The following is a 16,479-nucleotide window of genomic DNA, read 5'->3' as shown; positions in this document are numbered from 1 at the left end:
CCAATTGCAGGCAGCCAAACCAATATAAAAAAAACTGACTTCAGCAGGGAAGTCAGCTCGGATAATTAAACAGACGCTTGCATTTCTAACTTGCGCATTTCAAATGACAAGCAATTCAATCAGTCTGACAGGCAATTCATTTTGGAATTAATCAACATTCACTTCAGTATTGGCGGCAGCCTGGATCAGCTGGCGTATATCCTCCCGTTTGCCCTGATGCAGCAGGTCAACGATTCTGCTGCCGACAATTACACCATCCCCTAATGAAGCAACTTCCTTAACCTGTTCAGGAGTGGAAATGCCGAACCCGGCCAGTACAGGTACGCTGCTGTGTTTTTTTAATGTATATAAAAAGCTTTCCAGTTTCTCACTGACAGCAGATCTTGCGCCGGTAATGCCTGTCACCGTAACAGCGTATAAAAAGCCTTCCGATGCTTTTGCCAGACGCTCAATGCGCTCGATGGGACTGGTTAACGTGACAAGTTGAATTAATGCAAGATCTGTCTGATTCATATTGGCTTCAATCAGCGGTCTCTGCTCAAGCGGCACATCAGGAATGATTAAGCCGTCTACCCCCGCTTCTTCGCTGTCCTTAAAAAATCGCTGCAGACCATATTTGAACACGGGATTAATATAGGTCATTAATACAACGGGGATATGAATGTCCCCCCGGCATAATTTCAATGTTTCCAGCACTTTTTTAAGCGTTGTGCCGCTTTCTAACGCGCGTTTTCCAGCTTCTTGAATCGTGGGCCCGTCCGCAACAGGGTCGGAAAAAGGAATACCAAGCTCAACGGCTGTCGCACCAGCTTCCTGAAGGAAGAGGAGCTGATCTTTTAAATTCTCCAGCCCCGGATCTCCTGCCATAATGTAGGGTATAAACGCTTTTTGGCCATTGCTGACAACTTTTTCAATCGCATCTTGAATTTGTTTTTTACCCATTATCCCGTTCCTCCAATGCACTTTTTACGGTCATAACATCCTTGTCGCCCCGGCCGGAAAGACAGATAACAATGATGTGATCTTTTGGTGATTCTTTCGCCACTTCAGCTGCGTGATGAATCGCATGGGCGGTCTCCAGTGCCGGAATAATGCCCTCTGTCCGGCAAAGGAGCTCCAATGCCCCCAGTGCTTCGCTGTCTGTAACGGAGGTATACTGCACACGCTTCGTTTCATGAAGGAAGCTGTGCTCCGGTCCGACCCCGGGATAATCAAGTCCGGCAGAAATGGAATGAGCTTCCTGGATCTGACCGTCTTCATTTTGAAGAAGATACATTAAAGAACCGTGTAAAATCCCCACTTCACCAGCAGTAAGTGTCGCAGCATGCTTGCCGGTTTGAATACCTGAACCTGCCGCTTCCACGCCGATCAGCTTAACCTCTTCATCGTCTATAAAGGGATAAAACATTCCCATTGCATTACTTCCGCCGCCAATACAGGCGATGATTGTATCGGGTAAACGCTGCTCTTTTTCAAGAATCTGCTGTTTTGTTTCTTTTCCGATCACGCTTTGGAAGTCCCTTACCATTTGTGGAAACGGATGCGGCCCTAAAACAGATCCGATAATATAATGAGTATCTTCCACATTGGAGACCCAGTAACGCATCGCCTCATTAACAGCGTCTTTTAAAGTACCGCTTCCGTGCGTTACGCTGATTACTTTAGCGCCTAAAAGCTCCATCCGAAACACATTTAACTGCTGACGACGAATGTCTTCTTCTCCCATAAAAATGACACAATCCAGGTTTAATAGTGCACAAACAGTTGCAGTAGCTACACCATGCTGACCTGCTCCGGTTTCTGCCACAATTTTTTTCTTACCCATCCTGACAGCCAGCAGCGCCTGCCCGATCGTATTATTAATTTTATGGGCACCAGTATGGTTCAGGTCTTCTCTTTTTAAATAGATTTTTGCGCCGCCTAATTTTTGTGTCAGATTTTCAGCAAAGTATAATGGATTTTCCCTGCCGATGTAATCTTTTAAGTAATGTTCAAGAAGATCATGAAAAGCAGGATCACGCTGTGCTTCCTCATATGCTTCCTGAAGTTCAAGGACAGCCTGCATCAGTGTTTCTGGTACGAATCTTCCCCCGAATTGGCCGAATTGCCCGTTTTGGTCCGGCTGTATATAAGTTGTCATGCTGTTCCACTCCTCACGCTTTCGCTAAATGAATAAATGTTTTAATTTTTTGTATATCCTTTACTCCATTCGTTTCAACACCGCTTGATACATCCACCCCGTACGGTTTAACTTCATTGATTGCTTTTTTTATATTTTCAGAAGATAATCCGCCTGCCAGAAATAAATGACTGGGTTTGTTACCTTGCGGTATGAGCGACCAGTCAAATGAATGTCCGCTGCCGCCGCGGTAGCCGGTTCCAGGTGCATCCACAAGGTGATAAAGAACGTCGTAGTTTCCAAGGTTCATAACATCATTTTTGGATATAATGCTAAACGCCTTTATTACCGGCTTCACCTGTTTTGCGCAAAATTCGTTTGATTCTTCCCCGTGCAGCTGAATTATATCCAGTCCAGCTACGAGGATTGCTTCATCCAATTCATCCTGAGTCGGGTTAACAAACACCCCAACCCTTTTGACACGAGGCGGAATCAAGGATGCCAGTGCCGCTGCCTGTCTGGGTGAAACTCTTCTTTTACTTGGTGCGAAAACAAATCCGATGTAGTCAGCACCTGCATCGACCGCAGCCAGAACATGTTCCGGCTCCTGCAGGCCGCAGATTTTCACTTTCATATGTCATCACCTTCCAATGGGACCTGAAGGGAGCGAAGGAGTGCGCCCGCACTTTCTGACCTCATCAATACCTCACCGACCAGCACTCCTTTCGCACCGGAATTTGCTGCGATTTTTGCTTCTTTTTGGGTCAATATACCGCTTTCGCTAATGAAGTGAATTTCGTTTAGCGGCATTTTTGCGGCAAGATCTTTACTGATCGTCAAATCCACTTCAAAGGTTTTTAAATTCCGGTTATTCACACCAATCAGTGCTGCGCCTGTTTCGAGCGCTCTTTGTAATTCTTCTTCATTGTGAACTTCAACTAGAACCTCCAGGCCCAACTCGACAGCTTGAAGGTACAATTTTTGAAGCGTTGGCTGATCCAGTGCAGCAGCGATTAATAACACGATGGATGCACCTGCATTTTTGGCCCGTTTTAACTGAACTTCATCAATGATAAAGTCCTTGCACAGGACAGGGATCGAGACCGCTTCTGCAACATTTGATAAATCCTCCATCGTGCCTTTAAAAAATTGTTCATCCGTCAGGACAGAGATGGCTGATGCCCCATTTGCCTCATATAGCAATGCCTGCTTTACAGGATCAATGTCGCCATTAATCAGCCCTTTGGACGGGGACGCCCGTTTGATCTCAGCTATTACCCCCAGCTTATCGCGCTTTTCAAGCAACTCTTGTAACGTTTGCTTATGTGGAATGGCAGCCACGCGCTTTAACAATAACGCTGGGTCTGCATTTATTTGTTCAACTTCAATGGCTTTTTGTTCTAATATCGTATCCAGGATGGTTTTAGTCATTGGGCAAGCTCCTTTTGATTACTGAAACGAATTAATTCTTCCAAGCATCTTAATGCTGCTTTTGAATCAATGCTTTTTCTTGCCAATTCAATTCCTTTTTCAATGGTGTCGGCGGTGCCGTGTGCATATAGGGCAATGCCTGCATTTAACAGGACGGTGTCTCGGTATGCTGAGTGCTTGCCTTCTAAAATAGACCGAAGTATTTCAGCATTTTGCATTGAATCTCCACCCTTGATTTTTTCATTTGGAACCGACAGCAGCCCAACTTCTTCCGGACTCAGCTGAAGGGTGCTGACTTTTCCATCCTGAACGATGGAAAGGTGGTTGATGCCTTCAAGCGAGGCTTCATCCATATGTCCTGCCCCGCTGATCACAACACCTCTTTTTCGCCCTAATCGATTAAGGGCCTCAGCCATCGTTTCAAGCATATCTCTTCGATAAATTCCAACCAGCTGCGTATCCAGTTCGATTGGGTTTGTCAGTGGGCCGATTAAATTAAAAATGGTCGGCACTCCTAATTCTTTCCGGGCTTTCATAACCTTTTTTATTCCCGGATGAACATGCGGGGCGAATAAAAAAGCAATTTTATTATGCGTTAATAGATCCCTGACCTCAGCTGCTGAAAAATCAAGTCTGACGCCCAGATGTTCCAGCACATCGGCGCTGCCTGTTTTACTGGAAATACTTCTGTTGCCGTGCTTAGCGATGGGAACTTCCGCTCCGGCAATAACAAAGGCCGCACACGTGCTTATGTTGAAACTTTGAGATCCATCGCCCCCTGTTCCGCAGTTATCCATAATATTTTGAGTTGTAGCGTCAATCTGCAAAGCGTGCCTGCGAACGACTTTCACTAGACCCACAATTTCATCGACGGTTTCCCCTTTTTGCTTCAATGCCAACAGGAATTGTTTGATGTCTTCATTATCGGTCCGTTCATTAAACATAGCTTCACTTGCCTGCATCATTTCTGTTTCTGTTAAACTGCAACCCTGCTCTGCTTTTTGAATAAATTCTCTCATCTGTTCTCCACTCTCCTGCCTATTCTCGTCTATGCTGCCTACTTTGCTAAAAACAAAACTGCCTCTTTAACTAATTCTTTTCCTCTGCCCGTTCCCACTGATTCCGGGTGGAACTGCAGCCCAAGTATCGGCTGTTCCCTATGCTTGACTGCCATTATTTCATGATCATCTGCTGACGTGGCAATTTCCTCTAAGATTTCAGGTAAAGTTGAACGGTTGATCACCAGTGAGTGGTATCTCATCACTTCAATGGAATCTAAAGGTCCAAACAGCGCCGGTGCAAAATGATTGATTGTGGATACTTTCCCGTGCATGACATTACGGGCAATGTCTATTGCTGCACCAAATGCATAACCGATTGCCTGATGACCGAGGCAAACACCGAGAATCGGGATTTTTGTTCCAATCTTCTGAATTAAATCAACGCATATCCCTGCATCAGCCGGGTGTCCCGGACCTGGTGAAATGACAATCAGTGAAGGGTTCATGTCTTCAATTTCCTTAATGGTTATTTTATCATTTCGCACGACTTCCACATGATCGACTTCGCCAAGGTATTGATAGAGGTTATAGGTAAATGAATCATAATTATCAATTAGCAGAATCATGATGTCACCTCCAGCAATGACTTGGCTTTATTTAACGTTTCCTGATACTCCAGCTCCGGAACCGAATCGTATACAACACCTGCTCCAGCCTGCACATGGGCAATTTGATCTTTAATGACCATCGTGCGGATTGCCAGGGCAAAATCCAGGTTGCCGTCAAAGCCTACATAACCGACTGCGCCGGAGTATACGCCTCTTTTATGCGGTTCAAGCTCGTTTATCAGCTGCATGGCCCGAATTTTCGGTGCCCCGGACACTGTACCTGCCGGAAGCGTTGACACGAGTGCCTCCAGGCCGGACATTTGACCGGCTAATATCCCTTTTACCTCGGATACTATATGCATAACGTGCTGGTACCTTTCAATTAACATATACTTTGTTAATTCAACAGTACCAATCTCACATACTTTTCCTAAATCATTCCGTCCAAGATCAACAAGCATCCGGTGCTCTGCTAATTCTTTTTCATCCTGCAGCAGCTCTTGTTCCAAAAGCAGGTCTTCTTCTTTTGATATGCCTCTTTTCCTGGTTCCTGCGATCGGATTTGTTGTGACTTCAGAACCGTTTACCTTTATCAAACTCTCAGGAGAAGCACCTAAAACCGTATAATCGTCAAACTGGATAAAGAACATATATGGAGAAGGATTATCCTGCCGCAGTTTTCGATAAAAGGAAAAAGGTGAACCGGTAAATGGCGCGCTTAAGCGCTGGGACAAAACAATTTGAAAGATGTCTCCTTTTTGAATATGAGTTTTTGCTTTTTCAACCGCCTCCAAGTACTGACTGCGGGCAATGTTAGATGTGTAATGTAAGACAGAAAGCTGGTCCAAACCTGACTGCACATTTTCGTAGCTGGTGAGCTGCGATTTGATGCTTGAAATTTTTTCATCTATTTCAGCTTCCGTAAAAGTGTTTTTGGGATTTAGGACTGATATCGTAACTTCATGTCTTTTATGGTCATACATGATGGTAGTGTCATACAGCATTAAATGAATATCAGGCATGTCAATTTCATCCTTCGGAATCTGCCCGATGTCTTCATACAATCTAATTGCATCATATCCGATATAGCCAATAGCGCCGCCGGCAAATGGATGGTGTTTGGGCGGGATAATTCTCTGCTCATCCAACAGCGACTGAAGATGCTCCAGGGGCTTTCCTGTTTCCTGCCGCTTTTCACCTGTCCTGTGGTCTAATATAGCTGTGTTATTTCCTTTACCAATCAACTCCGCATAAGGGTTGGCAGCGATAAAAGAATATCTGCCTGTTTCTTCATGCTTTAATGAACTTTCCAGCAAACACTTTTTTTCACCCTTAATACTTTGAAAGATGGTTATTGGTGTCAGGGAATCACCATTTATTACTGCTGTTCTTGCTTCACTCTGCTCTACTCTGCTCACTATTGACACCTCTTCCAACTTGTTTAGAAAATAAAAAAACTCCGTGCAGAATAAATCTGCACGGAGGACGGGAAAACCCGCGGTACCACCTCGCGTTAGAGCCTTCAGCTCTCACTCTGAAATCCTGTAACGTGGATAAACCGTCTGCTTCTACTGTTATTCAAAGCAACTCTCATGGGCCCATTCAAGCTGGACGCTCTCCTGCTTTCACCTGCCGCAGGCTCTCTGTATCAGCGTTTCAGACTTTACTTTTCCCAATCATAGATTATTTTTATAAAAAGTTATACAAAAGGGCCCACCCATCCTCTGTTAAAGGACGGGCAGACCCGTGATACCACCTTTGTTGATTTCATTATGAAACCCACTCATTGCAGGGAGAAATAAAACTGCTCTCCTGCCACTATTATCGGTTGTGAACCGTCTTTGCCTACACCCTATAGTTTCAGCAAGATGCTCAGAAGTCCATTCATAAGGTCACTTTTACCGGTTTGCACCACCCACCGGCTCTCTTAAAAAAGCCAACCAGACTACTTCTCTTCGTCATCGCGTTAAAATATTTTGATTGTTTATTATATTAGTACGATCCCAATAAGATGTCAACCATATTCAGCCAACTGATTGGAATTTTTTAAAACTAACATTGTGATGGAGAAAGCAGATTTGGCTCTAAAGAAATAATATGTTCTTTTGCTGCCTGTGCCATTCGCTGATAAATGGATTCCTCATCAGTTGTTTTTACGAGGCTAACTTTAAGTGTTGACAGGTCGTCATCTTTTCCCACTAATTCGTAATAATCAGTGAAGGTAGCGTTGCCGATTAAATCAATATGGTCAAATCGGTCTCCATTTTTATGGATGACACACTTCACTCTGCCCCCGTCATTGTATACATCGATTGGTATGTCTGCTTCGCTTTCTCCTAATAACACCCGGATAAGGCTTGAAGAAGACATGGCTGTCCCGCATGCATTAGTAAATCCGACTCCCCGTTCAAATGTGCGGACAAAAATTTCATTCCGTCCCAATGGAACAACAAAACTTACATTAACGCCATCTGTAAACCAGTCATTTTTCGCATTAAACTGTTCAGCAAGGTTCTGCTGCAAAGGACTGTTTAACACATCTGAAGTGACATTTGTGATCAGATGCGGATTGGGTACAGCAAGCGCGGAGAATTCAAGATCCGGATGCCACTCTTGCATGGTCTGGTTCAGCAGCTTTTCCTGCGGAAGGTTTAACGGCAGAGCGTCGAGATTAAAGAGAATCGGCGAGATTTCAACAGCGTAAGTTGGAATATCCTCATAAATGGACTCCACTTTTTCAACTGTTAAAATAGCCTTCATCGTTTCCACATCAAATTTAGCCAGCTGATCTCTTTCAGAAATATATCTGGCGGCACATCTCAAGCCATTCCCGCACATCGATGCTTCAGATCCATCTGAATTAAACACTCTCATTTTTGCATGAGCAGAAGCACTTTCTGATATGTAAAGTATGCCATCTGCTCCAATTGATAATGTGCGATTGCATAGTAATTCTGCAATTAATGCACGCTTTTTATCATCTATACGAGTATTCAGATGCTTTTCATCCAAAATAATAAAATCATTGCTTGATCCATGACATTTAATTAAAGGTACATTCATCATTTTTCCCTCACCATCCATTCTAGTGATTTAAGGTTGCCATATTCTCATTTTTTTCGCAAGATTGATATAATTAATTTACCAACATAAAAGATCCGAGGTGGCACAATGTTTGAAGATTTTCGATTTTACTTTGATATTCATCAGGTAGTGGCTACAGAAACAGACGCTTATACAGTATACGTAAAAACCAGAATTCTGGATCATGAAAAAAAGGAATATTTTGAAGGAATTGTACGTGTAGACCTTAATCCGGTCGGAATATTCCCCAAACCGGCTGATATCGCCAAATCAGTTGCACCAAATGACCTGAGGCGAAAGCTTGGGATGGAAATCAAGCGGTATATTAAGCCTCAAAGAAGGTTTTTATATGAACTGGCATAAATAAAAAACCCAGGATCCTTCTGCAGTGCAGAAGAATCTGGGTTTTTTGTTATAGGAATGGCATGAAATGAAGAATGAAATAGAGCAAAAATAAGCCGGCAATAATCGTCAGTGTGACCGACACTTCTTTCGCTCTGCCCATAATGAATTTCATAAACGGATACAGGATAAAGCCAATGGCAATTCCATCTGCAATGCTGAATGTAAATGGAATCATCACAATCAGCATGATTGCCGGAATGGATTCTGTAAAATCCTCCAGATCCATATGCTTCATATGCTGTATCATCAGGATGCCAATAATAATTAAAATTGGTGAAATCGCGTGATCGGGAATATAGCCCATATACGGGATAAATAAAGCGGATACCAAAAACAGGATCCCCGTTGTTAAAGCGGTTAAACCGGTCCTGCCGCCAGCCGCCATAGCGGCAGTTGTTTCAACTGTTGCAACTGTCGGACTGGTCCCGAGAAGACCTGAACTGAATGCTGACAATGCATTAGCTTTTAAAGCGGGACCATAGGTGTTCGGCCGTTTAAGAAACGTCACATGCCCATGGATAAGACCGATATTTTCAAACACCAAAACCATGGTTAATGAAAAAATCCCGATCCAAAAGGGAATTTCCATCCATTGAGCGAATGACAACTGGAACCAGATAAACGACTCACTTGAAATTGCACCCTGACCTGCATTGGCCGGCTCAATATTCATAACAAATGAAAGTGCCGTACCGAATAAAATGGTCCATAAAAAGTGCCCCGGAACGTTTTTAACAAACAAGACGATCGCCACAACAAATGTGATAAGCGTTGCCACGGCCGCAGGATGAGCAAAGTCGCCGATGGATAGAAGTGAATTTTCTCCCTGTACGATCAGTGAACCTTTTTCAAGTCCGATGAGCAGCAGAAAAAATCCGAGGCCCACTGTTATCGCGTCCTTTAATGATTGAGGAATCGCTGTGCTCAGGATTGCAGACAGCCGCGTAAAAGCGACGATAATAAACAATATTCCTGATACGGTTACAATTCCCAGCGCTTCCTGCCAGGTGAATCCCATTGAATGTACGAGCGTGTACGTAAACATGGCATTAATGCCCATCCCCGGAACCAAAATGATCGGGGCGTTTCCGATAAAGGCCATGAGTATGCAGCCAAGTGCACATGCTGCAATGGTCGCGATGACAGCCCCTTCAAACGGCATTCCGGACTCAGATAAAATTAATGCATTGACTGCCACAATATAGACAATCGTAAAAAAACCGACAACCCCAGCCATCACTTCCTGTTTAACAGAAGTCTGATGAGTGGTTAAACCAAAAAATCCTCCTAATGCTTTCATATAATTGCCTGCCTTTGCAAGCGCCCTCTCCCTACCCGCTTAACCTCTAAATGAGGCCAGCCACAAGACTTCATTATACTTCTCCAGTGGCAGAATGTCATTAGAAAAAATTCGTCTTTTATTTATGGTCTTAAAAAAGCGCGAAAAAAATAGGAGCCAGCTGGAATAGCTGGCTCACTGGTTGATCTTTATATTTCCATGTTTTTGAAGAGGCTTGCCATTTCAATAGCAGCAGTCGCAGCTTCCCAGCCTTTGTTTCCTGCTTTCGTGCCGGCGCGTTCAATTGCCTGTTCGATTGTATCGGTTGTCAGCACGCCAAAGATAACGGGAAGACCTTCGTTTAAAGCTATATTTGCGACTCCCTTCGCCACTTCACCGCTTACATATTCAAAATGCGGAGTGGCTCCTCGAATGACTGTGCCGAGTGTGATAACAGCATCGTACTTGCCCGACTTCGCCATGCGCTGTGCAACGACAGGAATTTCAAACACACCGGGAACCCATGCGACAGATACATCATCTTCTTTAACCCCGTGACGGCGAAGTGCATCCTCTGCACCTCCTAAGAGCTTGCTTGTAATAAACTCATTGAAACGCCCTACAACAATTCCTACTTTCAGGTCCGTACCGACTAAATGTCCTTCATATACATTTTTCATTTTAAAATCCCCCTACAGATTAAGCATGTGTCCAAGCTTAGATTTTTTTGTTTCCATGTATTTTTTATTTTGTTCTTTCGTTGGCATCTGAATGGCTACCCGTTCAGTTACCTCTAATCCATATCCGTTTATACCGGCAATTTTTCGTGGATTATTAGTTAAGATCCGCATCTTCGTAACGCCTAAATCCTTCAGAATCTGTGCCCCGATTCCATAATCCCTCAGATCGGCAGCAAATCCTAACTTTTGATTTGCTTCAACGGTATCAAGGCCTTCTTCCTGAAGCTTGTAGGCTTTCAGCTTATTAATCAGCCCGATCCCGCGGCCTTCCTGTCTCATATATAACAGGATCCCGTGTCCTTCTCTTTCAATTTGAGAAAGTGCTGCGTGAAGCTGAGGACCGCAATCACAGCGGTTTGACCCGAAAACATCACCTGTTAAACACTCTGAATGTACACGCACTAACACAGGGCTGACAGAAGAAATATCTCCCTTTACCAGCGCGACATGCTCTTGCCCTGTAAGAATTTCAGTATAAGCGACTGCTCTGAATTCTCCGTATTCTGTTGGCATTTCCACATCAACTTCCCGCACAATCAGTTTTTCTTTATTTCTGCGGTAGGCAATAAGATCCTGAATGGTAATCAGCTTCAGATCGAATTTTTGGGCCATTTCGACCAGCTGAGGCACGCGCGCCATGGTACCGTCTTCTTTTATAATTTCACAAATGACGCCTGACGGCTTCGCCCCGGATAAAATGGCAAGATCTACAGCTGCCTCGGTATGACCTGCCCGCTTTAACACGCCGCCTGCTTTGGCAACAAGGGGAAAGATATGGCCGGGACGGTTAAAGTCAGCAGCCCTGGCTTCCGGGTTAATCAGTTCGCGAACGGTTAGGGCTCTTTCGGGTGCACTGATGCCGGTCGTCGTCTGGACGTGATCCACGCTTACTGTAAAAGCAGTACCGTGAGAATCAGTATTGGTGTCTGTCATTGGCTTTAACTGCAATTGATCAGCCCGTTCTTCCGTTATTGGAACACAGACAAGTCCTCTGCCTTCTGTAATCATAAAATTAATGGTTTCAGGTGTTACAGCTTCAGATAGGGCAATAAAGTCCCCTTCATTTTCACGGTCCTCATCATCCACTACAATGACTGCTTTGCCTGCTTTCAAATCTTCTATTGCTTCTTCAATCCGGTTGAACATACGGGAATCCTCCTTAATTCATAAAACCGTGTTTTTGTAAGAACGCTTCATCTACTCCACTTTTTGATGGCGCTTTTGCGGGCTGGACAAATCGCTGAATATATTTTGCGATCATATCACATTCAATGTTGACGAGGTCGCCGGTCTTTTTACTTCCGATAACCGATTCATCAACGGTCTGCGGAATTAGTGATATCATGATGGCTGATTCCTGTACATCAAATATCGTTAATGATGTGCCGTCCACCGCAACTGACCCTTTTAATATGAAGTATGGCATTAAAGAAGGATCCATATCGATATAAATATAAATGGCATTTTCTTTTTGCTGTCTTGAACGGATTGTACCTGTTCCATCAATGTGACCGGAAACAAAATGGCCGCCGAATCTTCCCTGCGCAGACATTGCGCGTTCTAAGTTAACGTGTGATCCGGCCTTCAATTGATGCAGGGTCGAAGCTTTTACCGTTTCCGGCATGACATCTACTGAAAAAAAACTTTTAGTAAAATCGGTAACGGTCAAGCATACGCCGTTAACGGAGATGCTGTCTCCCAAGCGGGCATCGCTCACAACTTTGGGTCCTTCAATGGTCAGCACCATCGATTCTTTTCCGCGGGACACCGATTTGACGGTTCCGACCTCTTCAATAATTCCTGTAAACAATCCCTTCACCTGCTTTCTTTCATAACAGCCGAGAGCTTAATATCCGGTCCAATCAATTGAACAGATTCAATCTCAAGCTCCGCAGCGTCGCTCATTCTGAACACTCCTTCTCCGTTAAAAACGGATAGTGCGCTGCCGCTGCCTACAATTTTAGGAGCAATGTAAACAATGAGGCGGTTGGCAAGCCGTTGATCCAAAAATGAACCATGGATTTTCGCACCGCCTTCCACATACACAGAAAGTATTTTTTCTTGTCCCAGCACCCTTAATACCTCTTTTAGCTGAATGGTTTCATGCTTCATTCTGATGATGCGCACATGCGGCTGCTGCAAAAACAGGTCCTCCCGTTCTTTTGAAGCATTCTTACCGCAAACGACCCAGGTAGGCGACGTGCAATCCTGCAATACGGTGGAACTTTCGTCAATTGATAAAGCAGTATCCAAAATAATACGGGTCGGTGAAATTCCTCCACCTGCTAAACGGGCAGTGAGAGAAGGGTTGTCTGATTTAATTGTGTTTGAGCCGACTAAAATGGCGTCATGCTGATGTCTGTCATAATGAACATCTTCCCTTGCTTTTTCAGAGGTAATCCATTTGCTGTCACCTTTTACTGTGGCAATTTTTCCATCAAGCGTCATCGCTGCTTTCAGCGTGACAAATGGAATATGTTCTTTCACATGATGAAAGAAAAATTCATTAAGCGCTACAGCCTCATCTTCCATTACTCCTGATGTTACTTCAAGTCCCGCTTCTTTCAGCTTTTTAATTCCGTTGCCTGCCACAAGGGGATTGGGATCAACAGTGCCGATTACGACCCGTTTAAGCCCTTTTTCAATGATCAGATCTGCACAAGGGGGCGTTTTTCCAAAATGGGAGCAGGGTTCAAGTGTCACATAAATCGTTCCGCCTCTTGCCTCTTCGCCCGCCTGCTGGAGCGCCTGAACCTCTGCATGACCTTCACCTGCTTTTAAGTGAGCACCCATCCCTATGGCACGCCCGTCTTTAACGACAACTGATCCAACTGAAGGGTTTGGCGATGTTTGCCCAATCGTGCTTTTCGCCAGCTCAATGGCCAGCTTCATCCATTTTTCATCCATCAAATCATCCTCATCGGATTAGTTAAAATAACAAAAGCCCCCTGCTTTTAGTAAGAGGGGGCTTTTACGCATAGATAAATAAACGTGTCTGAAAACATTCTTTCAACACGTATTTTCCTTCTCTCATCCAGACTTTAACTGTCGGCTTTGGAGTTTCACCAAATCCACCGGCATCGCCGGGTCACGGACTAAGGACACAAAGGGTCCATCACCGCCGGTAGGGACTTACACCCTGCCCCGAAGGAACACTGATTCAATTGTACTCTTATTATGTCTGATAAATCAGTGTTTTGTAAAGGTTTTTGTCTCTGGGTTCCTTTGATTACTTATGGTTCTCGTAAGTCATCAAACAACCCTCCTCTTCAAAACTTCATTTTTGCTATCACTAACAATTGTCTTTTTCCCTACAGCAGGAACCGTTAAAATGACATGACCAAACGGTAATTTCTGAATCATCAAAATAATACCAATCGTGATAAACATCACTACTGCAAACCAGATTGGAAATAGAGAAAGAGTCCATACTTCTGTGGGTAAATTCCGCTGCAGCATGTTTATTACAAACGGATGTATAAGATAGATCCCCATTGACATGGCGCCAAGTCTTGAAGTTACGGAATGCAGTAAAGGGTTTCTTGCGATTTTCTCAGTGATCGCCATCATAAACAAGACGATGATAGGCAGATTAATGATGTTTGTTATACGATTGGATCCTATATAACCGCCCCACTCATATTCAACTGCTGCCATGTAGAAAATGAGCAATACTGCTATAAATAAAAGAACTCTCATTTTATAAGCCCATTTTTTTGCAATGTCCCAATGATAAGCAAGAAACCCGCCGAATATGAAAAAGAATAGCCACTTTGGCAAGAAAGCACGTTGTTCAGCGATTAAGCCAAATAAACCTTCAAATTGACCGGATACCATATACCTCATTGAAAAGATATGGAGCAATGCAGACAGGACTAACAATCCAACCCATGCACCTTTGCCCTTAATAAACTGCAGCAATGGAAAAATTAAATAAAATTGCAGAACAATTGAAATAAAATAAAGATGGGAATACGTTTCTCCGAATGCAACTTTAAAGATAAAACGATTCATTCCGCCATCGAAAGGGTTAGCGCCAAAAACCAGCCAAATATAAACTAAATAAAATGCTGTCCATAATAAAAAAGGAATAACGATTTTATTTAACCGTGAACTGAAAAATTTCTTAAAGAAAAACCCTCTTTTTTTCACCTGAAGAAATAATAAAAGTCCGCTTACAACAGCAAAAACAGGGGTTCCGAATCGACTTGCCTGATTTATAAACAGGATTACATCTTCCCAGCTCCCGCGTTGAACATAATACAGTGCCGAAACATGAACGAGTACGACCATTAAACAGCCAATTGCCCGCAGAACATGTATATCAAAAATTTGAGCTTGCTGATTCATATAAATACACCCTTATTAATTATTTTAAGCGCATTTATTATAAATCTTTCTAACCAGGAGATTCAGCAAATTTACAAAATCATAATATAATTTACTAAGATTTTATCTAAAATAAATATCCCAATGATAAAACCTAAATTCATAAAGCCCCGTTTCAACAATTGTTGAAACGGGGCTTTGGTTTAACATGTATTATCATTTATTAACATTAAATACCATATTAATTAAATATTTTATAATCCCATTGACAATATCCCCCCTTATTAGTATAAATGATAGTGTTCATTGAAAATGATTATCATTATTAATGACTTATAATTTTTATTCTAAGGAGAAGATCAAATTGAAAAAGTGTTTCATCCCCTTCCTGCTGGTTCTGGTTGTTATTTTAAGTGCATGTGGAGACAAAGATACTTCGAGCAACGCTGCAAATAACCCAGAGAACAGCCCAAGAACCATTACATATCAGTCAGAAACAGGTCCTGTTGAGGTTCCGGAAAACCCGGAACGAATTATTGCACTTACAAACGGCCCGAATGTATTAGCTTTAGAGGGCAATATTGTGGGTATTGATGAATGGACAAATATGAATCCCCTCTTTCAGGACAGACTTGAGAATATAGAAGTCGTTTCTGAAGATGATTTGGAGAAGATCATTGAACTGGAACCAGATCTGATCATTGCAGGTTCTCATATGAACAATATTGATAAACTAAATGAAATTGCCCCAACCGTAGCCTATACTTGGGGAAAACTGGATTATTTATCACAGCAAATCGAAATTGGAAAACTTTTAAACAAAGAACAAGAAGCAAAGGACTGGGTTAGCGAATTTAATAATCGGGCGGAATTCATAGGGGAGAAAATCAGAGAAAAAATCGGTGAGGATGCAACCGTTTCTGTATTGGAAAACGGCGATAAAGAAATGTATGTATTTGGAGACAACTATGCCCGTGGAACTGAGATTTTATATCAGGAAATGAAATTAAAAATGCCAGCAAAAGTAGAAGAGATGGCGCTCGAAAGCGGCGTTTATACACTCTCCTATGAAGTAATTCCTGAGTTTGCAGGGGACTACATTATCTTAAGTAAAAATACAGATGGTGACAGTTCTTTTATTGAAACAGAAACCTGGAAAAACATACCTGCTGTTCAAAACGACCAGGTATTTGAAATCGATACGAAATCCTCCACTTACAGTGACCCAATCACGCTTGAGCATCTTCTGGAATTTTTCGAAAAATCTTTTCTTGAAAATTAATTAAGTAATAAAGCTGATATTCTCTTTATATAGAAGAAAACGAGAATGGGACATAATAGCGACACTACAACTTTTTCAAAAAGACCGGTTCAAATATTTTGGGTAAGCCAAAAAAGATTCTGAACAACAAAAAGAATGTCCTCAAATGTGGACATTCTTTTTGTTGTTCAACGAGTTTTGTCCCATCCCAAGTTGTTTGGG

The 16,479-nt window shown here is 42.9% G+C and carries 16 protein-coding genes, 1 riboswitch and 2 other annotated features; of the genes, 2 read left to right on the top strand and 14 right to left on the bottom strand.

The features are described from left to right. Nucleotides 1-147: 147 nt before the first annotated feature. From trpA to dapF, 8 genes are all read right to left on the bottom strand, one after another. Nucleotides 148-942, bottom strand: coding sequence for a tryptophan synthase subunit alpha (trpA, locus tag E2R51_RS03790; protein WP_133375692.1), 795 nt, complete (start codon nucleotides 940-942; stop codon nucleotides 148-150). Further along, a complete protein-coding gene (trpB, locus tag E2R51_RS03785; RefSeq protein ID WP_133375691.1) occupies nucleotides 935-2,140 on the bottom strand; it encodes a tryptophan synthase subunit beta in 1,206 nt (401 codons plus the stop codon). The genes trpA and trpB overlap by 8 nt, the downstream gene beginning before the upstream one ends. 13 nt (nucleotides 2,141-2,153) lie before the next feature. Continuing rightward, nucleotides 2,154-2,753: a phosphoribosylanthranilate isomerase gene (locus tag E2R51_RS03780; RefSeq protein ID WP_133375690.1), complete on the bottom strand. Its 600-nt coding sequence runs from the start codon at nucleotides 2,751-2,753 to the stop codon at nucleotides 2,154-2,156. Then, nucleotides 2,750-3,550, bottom strand: coding sequence for an indole-3-glycerol phosphate synthase TrpC (trpC, locus tag E2R51_RS03775; RefSeq protein ID WP_133375689.1), 801 nt, complete (start codon nucleotides 3,548-3,550; stop codon nucleotides 2,750-2,752). The genes E2R51_RS03780 and trpC overlap by 4 nt, the downstream gene beginning before the upstream one ends. Further along, nucleotides 3,547-4,569 carry an anthranilate phosphoribosyltransferase gene (trpD, locus tag E2R51_RS03770; protein ID WP_133375688.1) on the bottom strand — a complete coding sequence of 341 codons (1,023 nt, stop codon included), beginning with the start codon at nucleotides 4,567-4,569 and terminating at the stop codon, nucleotides 3,547-3,549. Before trpD ends, trpC begins: the two co-directional genes overlap by 4 nt. A gap of 38 nt (nucleotides 4,570-4,607) precedes the next feature. Next, on the bottom strand, nucleotides 4,608-5,177 hold the full coding sequence (locus E2R51_RS03765) for an anthranilate synthase component II (protein ID WP_133375687.1): 570 nt from the start codon (nucleotides 5,175-5,177) through the stop codon (nucleotides 4,608-4,610). Further along, nucleotides 5,174-6,577 (bottom strand): anthranilate synthase component I, encoded by a 1,404-nt coding sequence (gene trpE, locus E2R51_RS03760; protein ID WP_133375686.1) that lies wholly within the window; start codon nucleotides 6,575-6,577, stop codon nucleotides 5,174-5,176. The genes E2R51_RS03765 and trpE overlap by 4 nt, the downstream gene beginning before the upstream one ends. Before the next feature lie 60 nt (nucleotides 6,578-6,637). Next, nucleotides 6,638-6,848: a binding site (T-box leader), on the bottom strand. A 38-nt stretch (nucleotides 6,849-6,886) separates the two neighbouring features. Next, nucleotides 6,887-7,130: a binding site (T-box leader), on the bottom strand. 81 nt (nucleotides 7,131-7,211) lie between these two features. Beyond that, on the bottom strand, nucleotides 7,212-8,225 hold the full coding sequence (gene dapF, locus E2R51_RS03755; RefSeq protein WP_240732949.1) for a diaminopimelate epimerase: 1,014 nt from the start codon (nucleotides 8,223-8,225) through the stop codon (nucleotides 7,212-7,214). 105 nt (nucleotides 8,226-8,330) lie between these two features. Between dapF and E2R51_RS03750 the strand changes: the two genes are divergently transcribed. Next, nucleotides 8,331-8,606, top strand: coding sequence for a hypothetical protein (locus tag E2R51_RS03750; RefSeq protein ID WP_133375685.1), 276 nt, complete (start codon nucleotides 8,331-8,333; stop codon nucleotides 8,604-8,606). A 49-nt stretch (nucleotides 8,607-8,655) separates the two neighbouring features. Here the strand turns inward: E2R51_RS03750 and E2R51_RS03745 are convergent, their stop codons facing one another. The 6 genes from E2R51_RS03745 to E2R51_RS03720 form a co-directional block, all read right to left on the bottom strand. Continuing rightward, entirely contained in the window at nucleotides 8,656-9,948 is a 1,293-nt protein-coding gene (locus E2R51_RS03745; RefSeq protein WP_133375684.1) for an NCS2 family permease, read from the bottom strand. Between the two features lie 188 nt (nucleotides 9,949-10,136). After that, nucleotides 10,137-10,607 carry a 6,7-dimethyl-8-ribityllumazine synthase gene (gene ribH, locus E2R51_RS03740; protein WP_133375683.1) on the bottom strand — a complete coding sequence of 157 codons (471 nt, stop codon included), beginning with the start codon at nucleotides 10,605-10,607 and terminating at the stop codon, nucleotides 10,137-10,139. A 12-nt stretch (nucleotides 10,608-10,619) separates the two neighbouring features. Further along, nucleotides 10,620-11,813 (bottom strand): bifunctional 3,4-dihydroxy-2-butanone-4-phosphate synthase/GTP cyclohydrolase II, encoded by a 1,194-nt coding sequence (locus E2R51_RS03735; protein WP_133375682.1) that lies wholly within the window; start codon nucleotides 11,811-11,813, stop codon nucleotides 10,620-10,622. Between the two features lie 13 nt (nucleotides 11,814-11,826). Further along, nucleotides 11,827-12,477 (bottom strand): riboflavin synthase, encoded by a 651-nt coding sequence (ribE, locus tag E2R51_RS03730; RefSeq protein WP_133375681.1) that lies wholly within the window; start codon nucleotides 12,475-12,477, stop codon nucleotides 11,827-11,829. Nucleotides 12,478-12,482: 5 nt separating this feature from the next. After that, on the bottom strand, nucleotides 12,483-13,577 hold the full coding sequence (gene ribD / locus E2R51_RS03725) for a bifunctional diaminohydroxyphosphoribosylaminopyrimidine deaminase/5-amino-6-(5-phosphoribosylamino)uracil reductase RibD (protein WP_133375680.1): 1,095 nt from the start codon (nucleotides 13,575-13,577) through the stop codon (nucleotides 12,483-12,485). 108 nt (nucleotides 13,578-13,685) lie between these two features. Then, a riboswitch (FMN riboswitch) is annotated at nucleotides 13,686-13,823 on the bottom strand. 96 nt (nucleotides 13,824-13,919) lie between these two features. Continuing rightward, entirely contained in the window at nucleotides 13,920-15,017 is a 1,098-nt protein-coding gene (locus E2R51_RS03720; protein ID WP_133375679.1) for an acyltransferase, read from the bottom strand. 343 nt (nucleotides 15,018-15,360) lie between these two features. Here E2R51_RS03720 and E2R51_RS03715 point away from each other — a divergent pair, with 343 nt between their 5' ends. Then, entirely contained in the window at nucleotides 15,361-16,278 is a 918-nt protein-coding gene (locus E2R51_RS03715) for an iron-hydroxamate ABC transporter substrate-binding protein (protein WP_133375678.1), read from the top strand. Nucleotides 16,279-16,479 lie beyond the last annotated feature (201 nt).

Source organism: Jeotgalibacillus sp. S-D1 (assembly GCF_004358665.1).
GTDB lineage: Bacteria > Bacillota > Bacilli > Bacillales > Jeotgalibacillaceae > Jeotgalibacillus.
The sequence above is the reverse complement of the archived record's forward strand: the minus strand, read 5'-3'. Positions and strand labels throughout refer to the sequence as shown.

Bases quoted from the DNA above. Each gene is read 5' to 3' on its own strand.
- E2R51_RS03735 (WP_133375682.1), bottom strand. From the start codon at position 11,813: ATGTTCAACCGGATTGAAGAAGCAATAGAAGATTTGAAAGCAGGCAAA.
- E2R51_RS03765 (WP_133375687.1), bottom strand. From the start codon at position 5,177: ATGATTCTGCTAATTGATAATTATGATTCATTTACCTATAACCTCTAT.
- trpD (WP_133375688.1), bottom strand. From the start codon at position 4,569: ATGAGAGAATTTATTCAAAAAGCAGAGCAGGGTTGCAGTTTAACAGAA.
- E2R51_RS03745 (WP_133375684.1), bottom strand. From the start codon at position 9,948: ATGAAAGCATTAGGAGGATTTTTTGGTTTAACCACTCATCAGACTTCT.
- ribH (WP_133375683.1), bottom strand. From the start codon at position 10,607: ATGAAAAATGTATATGAAGGACATTTAGTCGGTACGGACCTGAAAGTA.
- E2R51_RS03780 (WP_133375690.1), bottom strand. From the start codon at position 2,753: ATGAAAGTGAAAATCTGCGGCCTGCAGGAGCCGGAACATGTTCTGGCT.
- trpA (WP_133375692.1), bottom strand. From the start codon at position 942: ATGGGTAAAAAACAAATTCAAGATGCGATTGAAAAAGTTGTCAGCAAT.
- trpB (WP_133375691.1), bottom strand. From the start codon at position 2,140: ATGACAACTTATATACAGCCGGACCAAAACGGGCAATTCGGCCAATTC.
- trpC (WP_133375689.1), bottom strand. From the start codon at position 3,550: ATGACTAAAACCATCCTGGATACGATATTAGAACAAAAAGCCATTGAA.
- E2R51_RS03750 (WP_133375685.1), top strand. From the start codon at position 8,331: ATGTTTGAAGATTTTCGATTTTACTTTGATATTCATCAGGTAGTGGCT.
- dapF (WP_240732949.1), bottom strand. From the start codon at position 8,225: ATGATGAATGTACCTTTAATTAAATGTCATGGATCAAGCAATGATTTT.
- E2R51_RS03720 (WP_133375679.1), bottom strand. From the start codon at position 15,017: ATGAATCAGCAAGCTCAAATTTTTGATATACATGTTCTGCGGGCAATT.